14 protein-coding genes are annotated in these 16,766 nt (G+C 55.3%); 6 read left to right on the forward strand and 8 right to left on the reverse strand.

Annotation, left to right across the window (positions count from 1 at the left end; translation table 11 throughout):
• The first annotated feature begins 96 nt into the window (after positions 1-96).
• Positions 97-1,743, forward strand: a complete 1,647-nt coding sequence (locus tag L466_RS18435) for a glycerone kinase (RefSeq protein ID WP_032680191.1) — start codon at positions 97-99, stop codon at positions 1,741-1,743.
• Positions 1,744-1,834: 91 nt separating this feature from the next.
• On the opposite strand, the gene L466_RS18430 is transcribed toward L466_RS18435, so the two are convergent.
• The 5 genes from L466_RS18430 to pepA all read right to left on the reverse strand — a co-directional run bounded on the left by L466_RS18430 (position 1,835) and on the right by pepA (position 8,486).
• Positions 1,835-2,854 (reverse strand): NADPH-dependent aldehyde reductase Ahr, encoded by a 1,020-nt coding sequence (locus L466_RS18430; RefSeq protein ID WP_032680192.1) that lies wholly within the window; start codon positions 2,852-2,854, stop codon positions 1,835-1,837.
• 83 nt (positions 2,855-2,937) lie between these two features.
• Positions 2,938-3,441, reverse strand: coding sequence for a GNAT family N-acetyltransferase (locus L466_RS18425; protein ID WP_020883521.1), 504 nt, complete (start codon positions 3,439-3,441; stop codon positions 2,938-2,940).
• Positions 3,442-3,564: 123 nt separating this feature from the next.
• A complete protein-coding gene (locus L466_RS18420) occupies positions 3,565-6,420 on the reverse strand; it encodes a valine--tRNA ligase (RefSeq protein WP_020883522.1) in 2,856 nt (951 codons plus the stop codon).
• Positions 6,420-6,863, reverse strand: coding sequence for a DNA polymerase III subunit chi (gene holC / locus L466_RS18415; RefSeq protein WP_008502815.1), 444 nt, complete (start codon positions 6,861-6,863; stop codon positions 6,420-6,422). The genes L466_RS18420 and holC overlap by 1 nt, the downstream gene beginning before the upstream one ends.
• Positions 6,864-6,974: 111 nt before the next feature.
• Complete coding sequence (pepA, locus tag L466_RS18410; protein ID WP_014171826.1) at positions 6,975-8,486, reverse strand: leucyl aminopeptidase; 1,512 nt, start codon at positions 8,484-8,486, stop codon at positions 6,975-6,977.
• A 266-nt stretch (positions 8,487-8,752) separates the two neighbouring features.
• Here pepA and lptF point away from each other — a divergent pair, with 266 nt between their 5' ends.
• The 5 genes from lptF (at position 8,753) to mtgA (ending at position 15,011) form a co-directional block, all read left to right on the forward strand.
• Complete coding sequence (gene lptF / locus L466_RS18405) at positions 8,753-9,853, forward strand: LPS export ABC transporter permease LptF (protein WP_014171825.1); 1,101 nt, start codon at positions 8,753-8,755, stop codon at positions 9,851-9,853.
• On the forward strand, positions 9,853-10,935 hold the full coding sequence (lptG, locus tag L466_RS18400) for an LPS export ABC transporter permease LptG (RefSeq protein WP_020883523.1): 1,083 nt from the start codon (positions 9,853-9,855) through the stop codon (positions 10,933-10,935). The genes lptF and lptG overlap by 1 nt, the downstream gene beginning before the upstream one ends.
• A gap of 135 nt (positions 10,936-11,070) precedes the next feature.
• A complete protein-coding gene (gene arcB / locus L466_RS18395; RefSeq protein WP_032679053.1) occupies positions 11,071-13,404 on the forward strand; it encodes an aerobic respiration two-component sensor histidine kinase ArcB in 2,334 nt (777 codons plus the stop codon).
• 231 nt (positions 13,405-13,635) lie between these two features.
• On the forward strand, positions 13,636-14,289 hold the full coding sequence (gene elbB / locus L466_RS18390; RefSeq protein ID WP_032670144.1) for an isoprenoid biosynthesis glyoxalase ElbB: 654 nt from the start codon (positions 13,636-13,638) through the stop codon (positions 14,287-14,289).
• Positions 14,286-15,011, forward strand: coding sequence for a monofunctional biosynthetic peptidoglycan transglycosylase (gene mtgA, locus L466_RS18385; RefSeq protein WP_032680193.1), 726 nt, complete (start codon positions 14,286-14,288; stop codon positions 15,009-15,011). The genes elbB and mtgA overlap by 4 nt, the downstream gene beginning before the upstream one ends.
• A 38-nt stretch (positions 15,012-15,049) precedes the next feature.
• Here the strand turns inward: mtgA and npr are convergent, their stop codons facing one another.
• Genes npr through ptsN form a run of 3 tightly spaced genes read right to left on the reverse strand, consistent with a single transcriptional unit; the run spans position 15,050 to position 16,710 of the window.
• Positions 15,050-15,322, reverse strand: a complete 273-nt coding sequence (gene npr, locus L466_RS18380; RefSeq protein ID WP_003861872.1) for a PTS phosphocarrier protein NPr — start codon at positions 15,320-15,322, stop codon at positions 15,050-15,052.
• Positions 15,319-16,173: an RNase adapter RapZ gene (gene rapZ, locus L466_RS18375; RefSeq protein ID WP_014171820.1), complete on the reverse strand. Its 855-nt coding sequence runs from the start codon at positions 16,171-16,173 to the stop codon at positions 15,319-15,321. The genes npr and rapZ overlap by 4 nt, the downstream gene beginning before the upstream one ends.
• Before the next feature lie 45 nt (positions 16,174-16,218).
• Positions 16,219-16,710 carry a PTS IIA-like nitrogen regulatory protein PtsN gene (ptsN, locus tag L466_RS18370; protein WP_014171819.1) on the reverse strand — a complete coding sequence of 164 codons (492 nt, stop codon included), beginning with the start codon at positions 16,708-16,710 and terminating at the stop codon, positions 16,219-16,221.
• Between the last annotated feature and the right edge of the window lie 56 nt (positions 16,711-16,766).

Below are 16,766 nucleotides of genomic sequence, written 5' to 3' on the forward strand. Positions count from 1 at the left end.
CTGACGGCAAAATGGCTGAGTAAATTGCTGACTTTGCGGCGCATTATCCAGCGCGGACTATGCTTTTGCATACGGTTCACAAAATTTTGGAAAACTATGTCCAGATTCTTCTTTAACGATCGCAAACAGCTGGTCAACGACGCCATCGAAGGCATACTGATTTCGGCACCACACGCTAATCTCGTCAAACTTGATATCGATCCGGCCATTCGGGTGGTGGCGCGCAGCGACTGGGATAAAAGCCGGGTGGCGGTTATTTCAGGCGGTGGCTCTGGTCACGAACCTGCACACGCCGGGTTTGTCGGCAAAGGGATGCTCACGGCAGCGGTGTGCGGGGATCTTTTTGCTTCGCCGAGCGTTGATGCGGTGCTGAACGCCATTGTGGCGGTAACGGGCGATCGGGGTTGTCTGCTGATCGTGAAAAATTACACCGGCGACCGGCTTAATTTCGGCCTGGCGGCAGAAAAAGCCAAGCGCTATGGCCTGAAGGTCGAGATGGTCATTGTCGCCGATGATATTGCCCTGCCGGATAACAAGCAGCCGCGCGGTATCGCCGGTACGGCACTGGTTCATAAAATCGCTGGCTATGCGGCAGAGCACGGAAAATCGCTGACCGAGGTGCGCGATATCGCGCAGCAGGCTTGCGATAATCTCTGGAGCCTGGGCGTGGCAATGCAAACCTGTAACCTGCCGGGCAGTGATGATGAAGAGGGGCGGATCAAGCAGGGGCACGTGGAGCTGGGGCTTGGGATCCACGGGGAGCCTGGTGCCTCGGTTGTCGATACGCAAAACAGCAAAGCCATCATCGACACGCTGGTCGAGCCGCTCAAAGCGCAGGCAGGTAACGGGCGTTTTGCGGTGCTTATCAATAACCTCGGCGGCGTGTCGGCGCTGGAGATGGCGTTGCTCACCAAAGAGCTGGCCCACTCGGCGCTGAAAGAGAATATCGCTTATCTGATTGGTCCGGCACCGCTGGTGAGTGCCCTGGATATGAAAGGCTTTTCGCTGACGTTGCTGAAGCTTAACGATCTGTTCGAAAAAGCTCTCCATGAAGAGGTGGAGACGTTGGGCTGGCAGAAGCCGGTGGCGTTTGCGCCGCTGCGCGTGCAGGAACATAGCGCGATCCATGACCGCGTGGAATATACCGCCTCGGACAATCCACGGGTCGCAGAGATCGTCTCCACGGTCACGCAGACGCTGATCCAGCTGGAAAACCGCCTCAATGCGCTGGATGCCAAAGTGGGTGATGGCGATACGGGCTCTACCTTTGCGCAAGGGGCGCGGGATATTGCGCAGCGTCTGGAGAAGAAACAGCTTCCGCTAAATGATGTGTCGACGCTGTTGCTGCTGGTTGGCGAGCGGCTGGCAACGGTTATGGGGGGCTCAAGCGGTGTGCTGATGTCGATCTTCTTTACCGCTGCCGGGCAGACGCTGCACGATGGTCAGCCGTTGCCGGAAGCGCTCTTAAGCGGGCTGGCGCAGATGAAGCAGTATGGTGGGGCAGATCTTGGCGATCGCACCTTGATCGATGCCCTGCAACCGGCGCTGGAGGCATTGCAGAAAGGCGACCTTCAGGCTGCTGCGCAGGCTGCGAACGCGGGCGCTGAGGCGACAGCGAATATGGTGAAAGCGGGTGCCGGACGTTCGTCGTATGTCAACAAAGAGAACCTGGAGGGGGTGACCGACCCGGGGGCCGTGGCGGTGGCAGAGGTGTTCAAGGCAATGACCGCAGCAAAACGGTAACACCCGTTAGCGTTTTGAGTATTACACCCTCTCCCGATGGGAGAGGGTGGAGATGCGTGCAATCAGGCCGCACGCACCCCGCGCGTTCACATCAAAAATCCGCTTTCAACACCACGCGATAACGGGCTTTACCGTCACGCACATGCTGGATAGCTTCGTTGATTTTAGACATCGGATACAGTTCGGTGGTGGGCGCCACTTTAGTGCGCCCGGCAAACTTCATCAGTTTGCGCAATTCGAACGGCGTACCGGTTGCTGAACCGGAGACGCTGCGATCCCCCCCGATCAGCGTAAACGCAGGCACCGGCAGCGGTTTCATCACTGCACCGACGGTGTGGAAGTTACCGCCGTGGGCCAGCGCTTCAAAGTACGGTTGCCAGTCGAGATCGACGTTAACGGTATTGATGATCAGATCAAACTGACCTGCCAGCGATTTGAGCGCTTGCGGATCGCGGCTGTTGACTACCTTATCCGCCCCCATCGCCAGCACTTCTTTCTCTTTGGCCGGGTTCGAGCTAAACGCCGTGACTTCACAGCCCATCGCGTGCAGCAGTTTGATTGCGATATGGCCCAGACCACCAATCCCGATGACACCCACACGGCTGGTGGCGGTGACATGATGCATCAGCAGCGGTTTGAATACGGTGATACCGCCGCACAGCAGCGGACCGGCAGATTCGATATCAATGCTGTCCGGCAGGGGAATAACCCATTGCCAGTCGGCACGCAGTTTATCGGCGAAACCGCCTTTGTTCAGAATGGTAGGGACTGCGCCTTCGAGGCAGTTGATTTGGTTACCGCTGATACAGGCATCGCAGTGACCACAGCTGCGCGCCGTCCAGCCAATCCCCACGCGCTGGCCGATCTTCAGCCCTTTGTCCTGTGCGGCGCTACCGAGCGCCACAACGCGGCCAATGACTTCGTGGCCAGCAATCAGTGGATACTGTGAGAAGCCCCATTCATTGTCGATCATGGAGAGATCGGAGTGGCAGATCCCGCAGTAATCAACCTGCACTTCGACGTCTTCTGCTTTTAGGTCGCCCGCATCGTATTCGTACAGCTCAAGTTCTGCACCCGCCTGCGGTGCGGCGTAGCTTTTTATCTTCGACATCGTGTTTCCCCCGTTATGGTGTGAACTGAGAGTGTAGAGCATTCAGTTTACAGTCGCTTAACAGAAGAGGGCAGGAATGCCCTTTACAGAGTTTTCAGCATCCTGACTTCGCAATCGACGTGGCCGGTACAGCCCAGCGGCGCATCAATATGCGTAAAGCCCAGATGTTCATACAGGCCAATGGCCTCTTTGAGGAAGGCGGTTGTTTCCAGGTAACAGCGTTTAAAACCCTGAGTACGCGCATGTTCAAGGGCGATAAGCGCCAGCTTTTTCGCCAGCCCTTGCCCGCGTACCGACGGCAGAAAATACATTTTTTGCAGTTCGCAGATATCCGGCTCGCTGCAGCTTAAAGGCGCCACGCCACCGCCGCCCACGACCTGGCCGTTCTGCTCAATAACCCAATAGGCGTAGCCCGGCTGGCTGTACAGCTGAAACAGCTCATCCAGATTCGGGTCGGCAACGGTATAGCCTTTGTCGGCGGTCAGGCCATACTCAGCGGAAACCGTTCGGATAACGGCGGCAATAGCCGGGTTGTCCTGCTCAGTGATCCGACGCATCGTCGTCGCGACGGGGGTAATCACGCTCATAGTCTTACTCATTACAAAAATTGACACACAACTGCTGTTAATAGCACCGCAGTAAAGGGAGCGCAAGCGAGGAGTTTTCAGGAAGGATCCCCCTTACGCCCTGAAGCGTAAGGGGTAAAAGCATTACAGGGCTGCAATAACCGCCTGCTGCTCGATCAGTTTGGTCTTAGCATCGGCGAAGGCAACCAGACGCTCACGCTCTTTCGCGATAACCGCTTCCGGCGCACGGGCAACAAAGCCTTCGTTCGCCAGTTTGCTTTCGATTTTGCCAATTTCCACATCGACCTTAGCCACTTCTTTTGCCAGACGAGCCAACTCAGCGTCTTTGTCAATAAGACCTGCCATCGGGATCAGCAGTTCGGCGCCGTCGATGATTTTGGTCACGGATACCGGACCTTTGTCATCCGCAGGCAGCACGGTGATGCTTTCCAGACGCGCCATGGTTTTCAGGAAGGTGTTGTTCTCGGTGACACGGCGAACAGCAGCCTCACTGCAACCGCGCAGCAGCAGCTCCAGAGGTTTACCCGGGGCGATGTTCATTTCGGCACGAATATTACGTACCGCCACGATCGCCTGTTTCAACCATTCGGTATCGGCTGACGCCGCTTCATCGACTTTCGCCGCATCGAATTCCGGGAACGGCTGCAGCATGATGGTGTCGGCGTTGATGCCGGCAATCACTTTCACACGCTGCCAGATGGTTTCGGTGATGAATGGAATAATCGGGTGCGCCAGACGCAGCAGACCTTCCAGAACGGTAATCAGCGTGTTGCGCGTACCGCGCAGTTCCGCTTCAGAACCGCCGTTCATTACCGGTTTTGCCAGCTCCAGGTACCAGTCACAGAACTGGTTCCAGGTGAATTCATAGAGAATGCCCGCCGCGATATCGAAGCGGTAGCTGTCCAGCGCTTCGCGGAAGGCTTTTACCGTCTGGTTGAACTCTGCCAGGATCCAGCGATCGGCCAGAGACAGGGTCATCTCGCCGCCGTTGAAGCCGCAATCCTGATCTTCGGTGTTCATCAGCACGAAGCGGCTGGCGTTCCACAGCTTGTTACAGAAGTTACGGTAACCTTCCAGGCGCTTCATGTCCCAGTTGATGTCACGACCGGTTGAAGCCAGTGCCGCCAGAGTGAAACGCAGGGCATCAGTACCGTGAGGTTCGATCCCATTCGGGAACTGTTTCTCAGTACGTTTGCGGATCTTCTCCGCCAGCTGCGGTTGCATCATGTTGCCGGTACGTTTTTCCAGCAGCTCTTCGAGGGAGATACCGTCAACCATGTCCAGCGGGTCGATAACGTTACCCTTGGATTTGGACATCTTCTGGCCTTCGTCGTCACGAATCAGACCGGTCATGTAGACGGTATGGAACGGAACCTGTGGCTTGCCGTTTTCATCTTTGATGAAGTGCATGGTCATCATGATCATGCGGGCGATCCAGAAGAAGATGATGTCGAAGCCGGACACCATCACGCTGGTTGGGTGGAACTGACGCAGCGCGTCGGTGTTCTCCGGCCAGCCCAGCGTGGAGAAGGTCCACAGTGCGGAGGAGAACCAGGTGTCCAGTACGTCTTCGTCCTGACGCAGGGCGACATCGGCACTCAGGTTGTTTTCCTGACGAACTTCATCTTCGCTGCGGCCAACATAGACGTTGCCTTCGCTGTCGTACCAGGCCGGGATACGGTGGCCCCACCACAGCTGACGGGAGATACACCAGTCCTGAATATCACGCATCCAGGAGAAGTACATGTTTTCATACTGCTTCGGCACGAACTGGATGTCGCCGTTCTCAACCGCTTCAACAGCCGGTTTCGCCAGCACGTCGGCGCGCACGTACCACTGGTCGGTCAGCATTGGCTCGATAACAACACCACCACGGTCACCGTACGGCACGGTCAGATCGTGAGGTTTGATCTCTTCCAGCAGGCCGAGTGCATCCACTGCAGCGACAATCGCTTTACGCGCGGCAAAACGTTCCATTTTCTGGAATTCAGCCGGAATGTCGCTGGAGTAAACGTCGGATTCGTTACCTTTGGTGTCATACACTTCCGCGCTTTCACGGATATCACCGTCGAACGTCAGAATGTTGATCATTGGCAGGGCGTGACGACGGCCCACTTCGTAGTCGTTGAAGTCGTGTGCCGGGGTGATTTTCACACAGCCGGTGCCTTTTTCCATGTCGGCGTGTTCATCGCCCACAACGGGAATGCGGCGGTTAACCAGTGGCAGCACCACGAATTTGCCAATCAGATCTTTATAACGCGGATCTTCCGGGTTAACGGCCACGCCGGTATCGCCCAGCAGGGTTTCCGGACGGGTGGTCGCTACCACCAGGTAATCTTTACCATCTGCCGTTTTAGCGCCGTCGGCCAGCGGATAGCGGATATGCCACATGGAGCCTTTAGACTCACGGTTTTCCACTTCCAGGTCGGAGATAGCGGTGCGCAGTTTAGGGTCCCAGTTTACCAGGCGCTTGCCACGGTAAATCAGATCTTCTTTGTACAGACGGACAAACACTTCTTTAACGGCGTTGGAAAGACCTTCGTCCATGGTGAAGCGCTCGCGCTCCCAGTCCACGGAGTTGCCAAGACGGCGCATCTGACGGGTGATGGTACCGCCGGATTCTGCTTTCCACTGCCAGATTTTATCGATGAACGCGTCGCGACCGTAGTCGTGGCGGGTTTTACCTTCTTCAGCGGCAATTTTACGCTCAACCACCATCTGGGTCGCGATACCCGCGTGGTCAGTCCCCGCCTGCCACAGGGTGTTTTTGCCCTGCATGCGCTGGTAGCGGATCATGGTATCCATGATGGTCTGCTGGAAGGCATGACCCATATGCAAACTGCCGGTGACGTTCGGCGGTGGGATCATGATGCAGAAGGACTCTTTGCTTTCATCGCCGTTAGGCTTGAAATAGCCCTGCTGTTCCCAGTGCTCGTAAAGCGGCTGTTCGATATCGCGTGGGTTATATGTCTTTTCCATTATTTCCAGGTTGCCGTATTCAGGTTAAAACCAGCCAGGCGGTACGCTTTATAGCGTTCGCGCGCCAGTTGTTTCAAAGATTCTTCGTAAGGGACAAAGTCTACCACTTCTGTGAAAGCGGTGGCAAAATCTGCAAAATCTATCCGCAGGCTAATCAGAATATCGCGCGCGCTGCTGTTGCGCTTTTGCGGCCAGGCAATCTCTACCGGTGCGCCGCCACGAGGGCCTTCGCCAGACAGATTATGCGGAACAAAACTCTCCGGCGGGCGTGCCCAGAGTGCTTCGTCAAGGCGGATGGCCTGCTGCTCATCTTCGCAGGCAATCAAAACGCGTTTACCTGCGCGCCAACGTTCTGCGGCAATTTCACACACCAGCTGTTCAACTGCGCTGAGGCCGTCCTGATGGGTGTCGTTGTCCAGAAGGTAGAACGTTGCATTCTTCATATATGGGGCTTCTTGTTGTGGATTTAAATGCAAGGCCGGGCTGACCCGGCCTACAAACGGCATCTTTCCGTAGGCCCGGTAAGCGTAGCGCTACCGGGCATCTGACGGCAATTACTCTTCGCCGTTAAAACCCGCACGATTGAGCAGGAACTGCGACAGTAACGCGACCGGACGACCGGTTGCGCCTTTGGCCTTACCGGAACGCCAGGCGGTACCTGCGATATCCAGATGCGCCCAGTTGTACTTACGGGTAAAGCGCGCCAGGAAGCAGCCCGCAGTAATTGCCCCGCCAGGACGACCGCCGATGTTCGCCATATCGGCGAAATTAGACTCCAGCTGTTCCTGGTACTCGTCACCCAGCGGCAGACGCCATGCGCGGTCACCGGCCTGTTCGGACGCGCCAATCAGCTCGTGCGCCAGAGGATTGTGGTTCGACATCAGCCCGGTGATGTGATGACCCAGCGCAATCACACAGGCACCGGTCAGCGTGGCCACGTCAATGACCGCTTCAGGCTCGAAGCGCTCAACGTAGGTCAGCACGTCGCACAGCACCAGACGGCCTTCGGCGTCGGTGTTCAGCACTTCAACGGTCTGGCCGGACATGGTCGTCAGAACGTCACCCGGACGGTACGCACGACCGCCAGGCATGTTTTCACAGCCCGCCAGCACGCCAATGACGTTTATCGGCAGCTGAAGTTCCGCCACCATACGCATCACGCCATACACTGCTGCTGCACCACACATGTCGTACTTCATCTCGTCCATGCCTTCGGCAGGCTTGATGGAGATACCGCCGGAATCGAAGGTCAGACCCTTACCAACCAGCACAATCGGACGCGCATCTTCAGACGGGTTACCTTTGTACTCGATAACCGACATCAGCGACTCATTCTGGGAGCCGTTGCCGACTGCCAGATAGGAGTGCATTCCCAGCTCTTTCATCTGCTGTTCGCCGATGACGCGGGTGATGACATTCTTACTGTAGGCGTCAGCCAGCTGACGTGCCTGAGAGGCCAGATAGGCTGCGTTACAGATGTTAGGCGGCATATTGCCCAGATCTTTTGCGGCTTTAATCCCGGCAGCAATCGCCAGACCGTGCTGGATAGCGCGTTCACCGCTGGTCAGCTCGCGACGGGTCGGTACGTTAAAGACCATCTTACGCAGCGGACGACGTGGCTCGCTTTTGTTGGTTTTCAGCTGGTCGAAGCTGTACAGGCTCTCTTTTGCCGTTTCGACCGCCTGACGCACTTTCCAGTAGGTGTTACGGCCTTTGACGTGCAGCTCGGTCAGGAAGCAAACGGCTTCCATTGAGCCGGTATCATTCAGCGTATTAATCGTTTTCTGAATAACCTGCTTATACTGACGTTCATCCAGCTCGCGCTCTTTACCGCAGCCAATCAGCAGAATACGTTCGGACAGTACGTTTGGAACATGGTGCAGTAACAGCGTCTGCCCAGGTTTGCCTTCCAGTTCGCCACGGCGCAGCAGGGCGCTGATGTAGCCATCACTGATCTTATCGAGTTGCTCGGCGATCGGGGAGAGTCGGCGTGGTTCAAAGACGCCCACAACGATGCAGGCACTCCGCTGTTTCTCCGGGCTACCGCTTTTTACACTGAACTCCATGCACTACGCTCCTGAATCTTAAAGACAACAGCGGCTGCTACAGATAGAATTGAAACCTTTCGTAACTCATGTCCGCTGTTGTGGTGACTTCGTGTTAATCTTACGTTACTACGGTTTCGACACGTCAGAAAAAGTCCTGAAGCGTGAATCCGCCGGATGTTTTAATCTTAGCGATGATTTCGACGACTCAAGAGAATAAATGACGTTTAAGCCATGAAACAAGCGATTTTCCAGCAAAGAGACGGGTTTTTACGGGCGTATTTAAAGTGATAATCATAAGATATCTGGTGCGGGAGACGCTCAAAAGCCAGCTGGCGATCCTCTTCATCCTGCTGCTGATTTTTTTCTGTCAGAAGCTGGTCAGGATCCTCGGTGCGGCCGTTGACGGCGAAATTCCTACGAATCTGGTGCTTTCCCTGCTTGGTTTAGGGATCCCGGAAATGGCGCAGCTTATCCTGCCGCTAAGTCTTTTCCTCGGTCTGCTCATGACGCTCGGCAAGCTTTATACCGAGAGTGAAATCACCGTGATGCACGCCTGCGGCTTGAGTAAAGCCGTACTGGTGAAAGCCGCTATGGTTCTGGCGCTTTTCACAGGTATCGTTGCGGCGGTGAATGTGATGTGGGCGGGCCCAACGTCTTCCCGTCACCAGGATGAAGTGCTGGCAGAAGCCAAAGCAAACCCGGGTATGGCCGCACTGGCGCAGGGCCAGTTCCAGCAGGCGACGGACGGGAATTCTGTTCTATTTATCGAAAGCGTGGATGGTAGCCGCTTTAACGATGTGTTCCTTGCTCAGCTCCGCACCAAAGGGAATGCCCGTCCTTCCGTCGTGGTGGCCGATTCGGGTCAACTGTCACAGCGTAAAGATGGCTCTCAGGTAGTGACGCTGAATAAAGGCACGCGCTTCGAAGGCACTGCGATGCTGCGCGATTTCCGCATCACCGATTTCCAGAACTACCAGGCCATTATTGGTCACCAGACCGTGGCGCTCGATCCAAGTGATACCGAGCAAATGGATATGCGTACCCTGTTCAATACGGACAACAACCGTGCGCGTGCCGAACTGCACTGGCGTATCACGCTAGTATTCGCCGTATTTATGATGGCTCTGATGGTCGTTCCGCTGAGTGTGGTTAACCCACGTCAGGGACGCGTGCTGTCAATGTTGCCAGCCATGCTGCTGTACCTGGTGTTCTTCCTGTTGCAGACCTCAATTAAGTCTAACGGTGGTAAGGGTAAAATTGACCCGTTCGTCTGGACCTGGGTAGTCAATGGTCTGTATCTGCTGCTGGCGGTGGGACTCAACCTGTGGGATACGGTGCCTGTGCGCCGCATTCGTGCCCGCTTCTCGCGTAAAGGAGCCCTCTAATGCAGGCGTTTGGCGTTCTTGACCGCTATATCGGTAAAACTATTTTTTCCACCATCATGATGACGTTGTTCATGCTGGTGTCGCTCTCCGGCATTATCAAATTTGTCGATCAGTTGAAAAAAGCCGGGCAGGGGAGCTATGACGCGCTGGGTGCGGGCATGTATACCCTGCTCAGCGTGCCAAAAGATGTGCAGATCTTCTTCCCGATGGCGGCCCTGCTGGGTGCGTTGTTGGGCTTAGGGATGCTGGCACAGCGCAGTGAACTGGTTGTTATGCAGGCTTCGGGCTTCACCCGTATGCAGGTTGCGCTGTCGGTGATGAAAACCGCGATCCCGCTGGTGCTGTTGACCATGGCAATTGGCGAGTGGGTGGCACCGCAGGGTGAGCAGATGGCGCGTAACTATCGTGCGCAGGCGATGTACGGTGGCTCATTGCTCTCAACGCAGCAAGGGTTGTGGGCAAAAGATGGTGACAGCTTCGTCTATATCGAACGTGTGAAGGGCGATGACGAACTGGGAGGCGTGAGTATTTACACCTTCAATGACGATCGTCGTTTGCTCTCCGTGCGTCACGCCTCTTCGGCCAAGTTTGACGCCGAGCATAAGCAGTGGCGGTTGTCGCAGGTGGATGAGTCAGACCTGACCGATCCAAAACAGATCTCCGGCTCTCAGACGGTGTCGGGCATGTGGAAAACCAAACTCACGCCGGACAAACTCGGCGTGGTGGCGCTGGATCCTGACGCTCTCTCCATCAGTGGTTTGCACAACTACGTGAAATACCTGAAGTCGAGCGGACAGGACGCCGGACGTTATCAGCTCAACATGTGGAGCAAAATCTTCCAGCCGTTGTCCGTGGCGGTGATGATGCTGATGGCCCTGTCGTTTATCTTTGGCCCGTTGCGTAGCGTGCCGATGGGCGTGCGCGTGGTGACCGGGATCAGCTTCGGCTTTGTATTCTACGTTCTCGATCAGATCTTCGGCCCGCTGACGCTGGTTTATGGCATTCCGCCTGTTATCGGCGCGCTGCTGCCGAGCGCCAGCTTCTTCCTGATCAGCCTCTGGCTGATGCTGAAACGCTCCTGACAGACCTCTCCTCGCTTCCGGAGAACCGGAAGCGAGGCTAATCTCCTGTTTCACCCCGCACTTTTTCTCACAACCTTCAACGCCCCGCCGCGAATTTGAGTATTATTGAGCGATAAAGTCGTGAAGGGATCCTCTATGAAGCAAATTCGAATGCTGGCCCAGTACTACGTCGATCTGATGATGAAGCTTGGGCTGGTGCGTTTCTCCATGCTGCTGGCACTGGCGCTGGTCGTTCTGGCCATTGTCGTGCAGATGGCCGTAACCATGGTTCTGCACGGTCAGGTCGAGAGTATCGACGTGATCCGCTCTATCTTCTTTGGCTTGCTGATTACACCCTGGGCGGTCTATTTCCTCTCCGTGGTGGTTGAACAACTGGAGGAGTCCCGTCAGCGCCTGTCAAAACTGGTCGATAAACTGGAAGAGATGCGCGATCGCGATCTGAAGCTCAACGTTCAGCTAAAGGATAATATCGCCCAACTGAACCAGGAGATTTCGGATCGTGAGAAGGCGGAGGCTGAGCGCCAGGCGACGCTGGAGCAGCTGAAAATCGAAATGAAAGAGCGCGAGGTGACGCAGATCCAGCTTGAGCAGCAATCCTCTTTCCTGCGCTCGTTCCTTGATGCATCGCCGGATCTGGTTTTCTACCGTAATGAAGATAAAGAGTTTTCCGGCTGTAACCGGGCGATGGAACTGCTGACCGGGAAGAGCGAGAAGCAGCTGATTCACCTGAAGCCGCAGGACGTATACTCCGAAGAGGCGGCCGCCAAAGTGATGGAGACGGACGAAAAAGTGTTCCGTCATAACGTCTCACTGACCTATGAACAGTGGCTGGATTACCCCGACGGGCGCAAAGCCTGCTTTGAGATCCGTAAGGTGCCGTACTACGACCGCGTGGGGAAACGCCACGGTCTGATGGGGTTTGGCCGTGATATCACCGAACGTAAGCGCTATCAGGATGCCCTTGAACGTGCCAGCCGCGATAAAACCACCTTCATCTCCACCATCAGCCATGAACTGCGTACGCCGCTTAACGGAATTGTCGGCCTGAGCCGCATTCTGCTGGACACCGATCTCACCGCAGAACAGGAAAAATACCTCAAAACCATCCATGTCTCAGCGGTCACGCTGGGGAATATCTTCAACGATATTATCGATATGGATAAGATGGAACGCCGCAAAGTGCAGCTTGATAACCAGCCGGTTGATTTCACCGGTTTCCTGGCCGATCTGGAAAACCTGTCGGGTTTGCAGGCGCAACAGAAGGGGCTGAGCTTTGTCATGGATCCCACGCTGCCGCTGCCGCACAAGGTGGTTACCGACGGCACGCGTCTGCGCCAGATCCTGTGGAACCTTATCAGCAATGCGGTCAAATTTACCCAGAAGGGGCAGGTCTCGGTACGTATTCGCTATGACCAGGGCGACATGCTGCACTTTGAGGTGGAAGATTCCGGCATTGGGATTCCGCAGGAAGAGCAGGACAAAATCTTTGCGATGTACTATCAGGTGAAGGACAGCAACGGCGGCAAGCCCGCGACCGGCACAGGAATTGGTCTGGCGGTGTCTAAACGCCTTGCGAAGAGCATGGGCGGTGATATTACCGTCGCCAGCCATCCGGGCAAAGGCTCAACCTTCACGTTGACGGTGCACGCGCCGGCGGTGGCGGAAGAGGTGGAAGATACCTTCGAAAACGACGATATGCCGCTGCCTGCGCTGCATGTCCTGCTGGTGGAAGATATTGAGCTTAACGTAATTGTCGCACGCTCTGTCCTGGAAAAACTGGGCAACAGCGTGGATGTGGCGATGACCGGTAAAGCCGCGCTGGAGATGTTTAAGCCGGGTGAATATGATCTCGTTCTGCTGGATATTCAGTTGCCGGACATGACCGGGCTGGATATTTCCCGTGAACTGACGAGCCAGTACGCTGCCGACGAACTGCCGCCGCTGGTGGCGTTGACGGCGAACGTGCTGAAAGATAAAAAAGAGTACCTCGATGCCGGTATGGATGATGTACTTAGCAAGCCGCTGGCGGTGCCTGCCCTGACCGCCATGATCAAGAAGTTCTGGGATACCCATGATGAAGAGGAGAACACCATGACGTCTGTGGATAGCGCGAAAGCCCAAACGATACTCGATACCGCGATGCTGGAGCAGTACATCGATCTGGTTGGTCCAAAACTGATTACCGACGGTCTGGCAGTATTTGAAAAAATGATGCCGGGCTATCTGAGCGTGCTGGAGTCAAATCTGACAGCGCGGGATCAGAAAGGCATTGTGGAAGAAGGGCATAAAATCAAAGGTGCGGCCGGCTCGGTCGGCTTACGTCACCTGCAGCAGCTGGGACAACAGATTCAGTCACCTGATTTACCTGCCTGGGAAGATAACGTAGGTGATTGGGTTGAAGAGATGAAACAAGAATGGCAGAACGATGTGGCGGTGCTTAAAGCCTGGGTGGACGCCAGAAAAAAATGACCCCGGCTTAACCGGGGTGCGCGAATACTGCGCCAACACCAGGGAAATTGTGGCTGCGCCTGTTTTTTTGTGTTGTTTTCGTATGGACGCCGCCTGAAAATTTAGGCCGCACGCAAATAAGATAGCAAATCTTAAATGGTTTGTTACAGGAATCAGTGAAATGTGTGAAGCATAGCGTTTTAATCAAAATTAATTATGTGCTTCAGCGAGTTGCAGAGAAGGATCGTCATGATGAAAAAGATTGGTGTCGTACTGAGCGGATGTGGCGTTTACGATGGTTCTGAGATACACGAAGCCGTCATCACATTGCTGGCCCTGGCAAGAGAGGGGGCTGAAGTCATTTGCTTCGCGCCAGACAAAAATCAGGCTGATGTCATTAATCATCTGACCGGGGAGCCGATGGCGGAAACTCGTAACGTCCTGATTGAAGCCGCGCGTATTGCGCGTGGCGAAATTCATCCTCTGATTCAGGCGGACGCGGCAGAGCTTGATGCGTTAATTGTGCCGGGCGGGTTTGGGGCGGCTAAAAACCTCAGCACGTTTGCCACGCAAGGCGCCGGGTGTCAGGTTGATCCGCATTTAAAAGCGTTATCACAGGCCATGCATGCGGCGGGTAAACCGCAGGGCTTTATCTGCATCGCTCCGGCCATGCTTCCGACAATTTTTGATTTCCCGCTGCGCCTGACCATCGGGACCGATATTGATACAGCGGAAATCATCGAGGAGATGGGAGGCGAGCACATCCCTTGTCCGGTGGATGACATTGTGGTGGATGAAGACAATAAAATCGTCACCACACCTGCGTATATGCTGGCGCAGACTATCGCGGAAGCCGCTTCAGGCATTGAAAAGCTGGTGGCCAGAGTGCTGGTGCTGACTGAATGAGGCGTCAATTCGCCGCAGGCGCCTGGGTAAAACGTATTCTTTGGCGTACCGTGCTGGTGCTGGCGGTGTTCTGGGGCGGCGGACTGGCATTATTCAGCATTCTGCCGGTTCCGTTTTCTGCCGTGATGGTTGAGCGTCAGCTGAGCGCGTGGTTCACCGGTGACTTCAGCTATGTTGCCCACTCTGACTGGGTGAGCACAGATGAAATCTCCGCGTGGATGGGGCTGGCGGTGATAGCGGCGGAGGATCAGAAATTCCCGGAGCACTGGGGGTTTGACGTGGCGGCAATCGAGAAAGCGCTTGCCCATAACGAACGCCATGAAAACCGCGTGCGCGGCGCATCGACGCTGTCACAACAGACGGCCAAAAACCTTTTTTTGTGGGATGGCCGCAGCTGGGTGCGAAAAGGGCTGGAAGCCGGATTGACCCTGGGGATGGAAACGGTCTGGAGCAAGAAACGTATTCTGACGGTCTATCTGAACATTGCCGAGTTTGGTGATGGCGTGTTTGGTGTCGAAGCCGCCTCGCAGCGATATTTCAATAAACCTGCCAGCCGGCTGAGCCTCTCTGAAGCTGCGCTGTTGGCCGCGGTCTTGCCTAACCCAATTCGCTTTAAGGCCAATGCACCCTCAGGCTATGTGCGAAACCGACAGGCGTGGATCATGCGCCAGATGCGGCAGCTGGGAGGGGAAGGGTTTATGGCGAGAAATAAATTGATGTAAGGCGGGTAAGCGTAGCGCTACCCGCCATGAAAGAGGCGTTAGTCTTCGTCAAACCCGGCGTTAAACAGCGCAATCACCGCCGCCAGCGCTTCCTCTTCCTGTGGACCGGTAGCTTCTACTTCAATCTGGCGGCCTTTGGCGGAGTCCAGCATCAGCAGCGCAATCACGCTGTTCGCTTCCGCCTCGGTACCTTCATCGTTACGCAGCAGAACTTCTGCATCGAAACCCTGCATCAACTCAAACAGTTTCATCGCCGGACGTGCATGCATGCCCAGCTTATTGGTGATCTCAACGGTTTGTTTTACGGTCATGTTTTACGTTTTTCCAGCGTGCGATGACGGGACTGAACGTTCTTTCCGCGTGAGCGGAAATAGTCGGCCAGCTGTTCGGCGATATAGACCGAACGATGTTTACCGCCGGTACAGCCAATCGCCACGGTCAGGTAGCTACGATTGTTTGTCTCCAGCATAGGTAACCATAGCTCAAGGTAGCTTCGCGTCTGGTAGATAAAATTGTGAACTTCTGTGTGTCTGTCGAGGAAGGCCGCGACGGGCTTATCGAGACCGGTCATTGGACGCAGCTTCGGATCCCAGTGCGGGTTCGGCAGGAAGCGCACGTCGAAAACATAATCCGCATCGATAGGAATACCGTGCTTAAAGCCGAATGACTCGAACACCATCGTCAGTTCACGCTCGCGTTTGCCCAGTAAACGGGTACGCAGCATTTCCGCCAGCTCATGCACGGACATTTCGGATGTATCGACAATCAGGTCAGCACGGGAACGCAGCGGTTCCAGCAGATCGCTCTCTTCGTCGATAGCACTTTCCAGTGAGAGGTTCTTGCTGGAAAGCGGGTGCAAACGACGGGTATCGCTGTAGCGACGGATCAGAGTATTGCGGTCTGCATCGAGGAACAGCAGCTGAGGCGAGAATGAATCAGGCAGGTTGCTCATTGCCTGTTCAAAAATTTCTGGCGATTCAGGCATGTTACGAACGTCGATACTGACGGCGGCAGAGATTTGCCTCTCCGCAAGTGTGCGTGCCAGGTCTGGCAACAGCACGACCGGCAGGTTATCTACGCAGTAAAACCCCATGTCTTCCAGCGCGCGCAGGGCCACGGATTTCCCGGACCCTGAACGGCCACTGACAATCATCAGCACCATGTTCCGTTTCTCCTCAGGACAACAGATGTGAAGGCCATCTCCTGGTTATGCATCATCCTGATTGCCTTCTGCTTCAGTGATAATTTGATATAGCTCTTCATCACTTTGGGCTGCGCGCAGTCGACGGCAAATGGTTTTATCGGCCAGGCGTTTTGCGACCAGCGAAAGCGTATGCAAATGGGTTTTCGTCTGGTCGGCAGGCACCAGCAGCGCGAAGAGGAGATCGACGGGCTGATTATCGATGGCATCGAAGGCGATAGGCGTCTCCAGCTGCACAAACACACCGACGGCACGCAGGGTGTCCTCTTCCAGTTTGCCGTGCGGGATCGCGATGCCGTTGCCGATGCCGGTACTGCCCATTTTTTCACGGGTCAGGATCGCTTCGAACACGACCTGCGGCGGCAGGCCCAGCTGTTTTGCGGCCAGTTCACTGATGATCTCCAGCGCACGTTTTTTGCTCTGGCAGTGAACAGCACTGCGCGTACATTCCTGGTTAAGGACATTGCTCAGTTGAAGAGCGGAATCGTTGTTCATCATAATTTCACCTAAGCGCTAACTGTACAAACGGCCTGTTGTGTTTCACAACAGGCCTT

Source organism: Enterobacter sp. BIDMC 30, assembly GCF_000534355.1.
Classification (GTDB): Bacteria; Pseudomonadota; Gammaproteobacteria; order Enterobacterales; family Enterobacteriaceae; genus Enterobacter; species Enterobacter ludwigii.

Coding starts and splice junctions, on each gene's coding strand:
- arcB (WP_032679053.1), top strand. CDS start 11,071: ATGAAGCAAATTCGAATGCTGGCCCAGTACTACGTCGATCTGATGATG.
- L466_RS18435 (WP_032680191.1), top strand. CDS start 97: ATGTCCAGATTCTTCTTTAACGATCGCAAACAGCTGGTCAACGACGCC.
- mtgA (WP_032680193.1), top strand. CDS start 14,286: ATGAGGCGTCAATTCGCCGCAGGCGCCTGGGTAAAACGTATTCTTTGG.
- L466_RS18420 (WP_020883522.1), bottom strand. CDS start 6,420: ATGGAAAAGACATATAACCCACGCGATATCGAACAGCCGCTTTACGAG.
- npr (WP_003861872.1), bottom strand. CDS start 15,322: ATGACCGTAAAACAAACCGTTGAGATCACCAATAAGCTGGGCATGCAT.
- holC (WP_008502815.1), bottom strand. CDS start 6,863: ATGAAGAATGCAACGTTCTACCTTCTGGACAACGACACCCATCAGGAC.
- rapZ (WP_014171820.1), bottom strand. CDS start 16,173: ATGGTGCTGATGATTGTCAGTGGCCGTTCAGGGTCCGGGAAATCCGTG.
- elbB (WP_032670144.1), top strand. CDS start 13,636: ATGAAAAAGATTGGTGTCGTACTGAGCGGATGTGGCGTTTACGATGGT.
- L466_RS18430 (WP_032680192.1), bottom strand. CDS start 2,854: ATGTCGAAGATAAAAAGCTACGCCGCACCGCAGGCGGGTGCAGAACTT.
- L466_RS18425 (WP_020883521.1), bottom strand. CDS start 3,441: ATGAGCGTGATTACCCCCGTCGCGACGACGATGCGTCGGATCACTGAG.
- lptG (WP_020883523.1), top strand. CDS start 9,853: ATGCAGGCGTTTGGCGTTCTTGACCGCTATATCGGTAAAACTATTTTT.
- ptsN (WP_014171819.1), bottom strand. CDS start 16,710: ATGATGAACAACGATTCCGCTCTTCAACTGAGCAATGTCCTTAACCAG.
- pepA (WP_014171826.1), bottom strand. CDS start 8,486: ATGGAGTTCAGTGTAAAAAGCGGTAGCCCGGAGAAACAGCGGAGTGCC.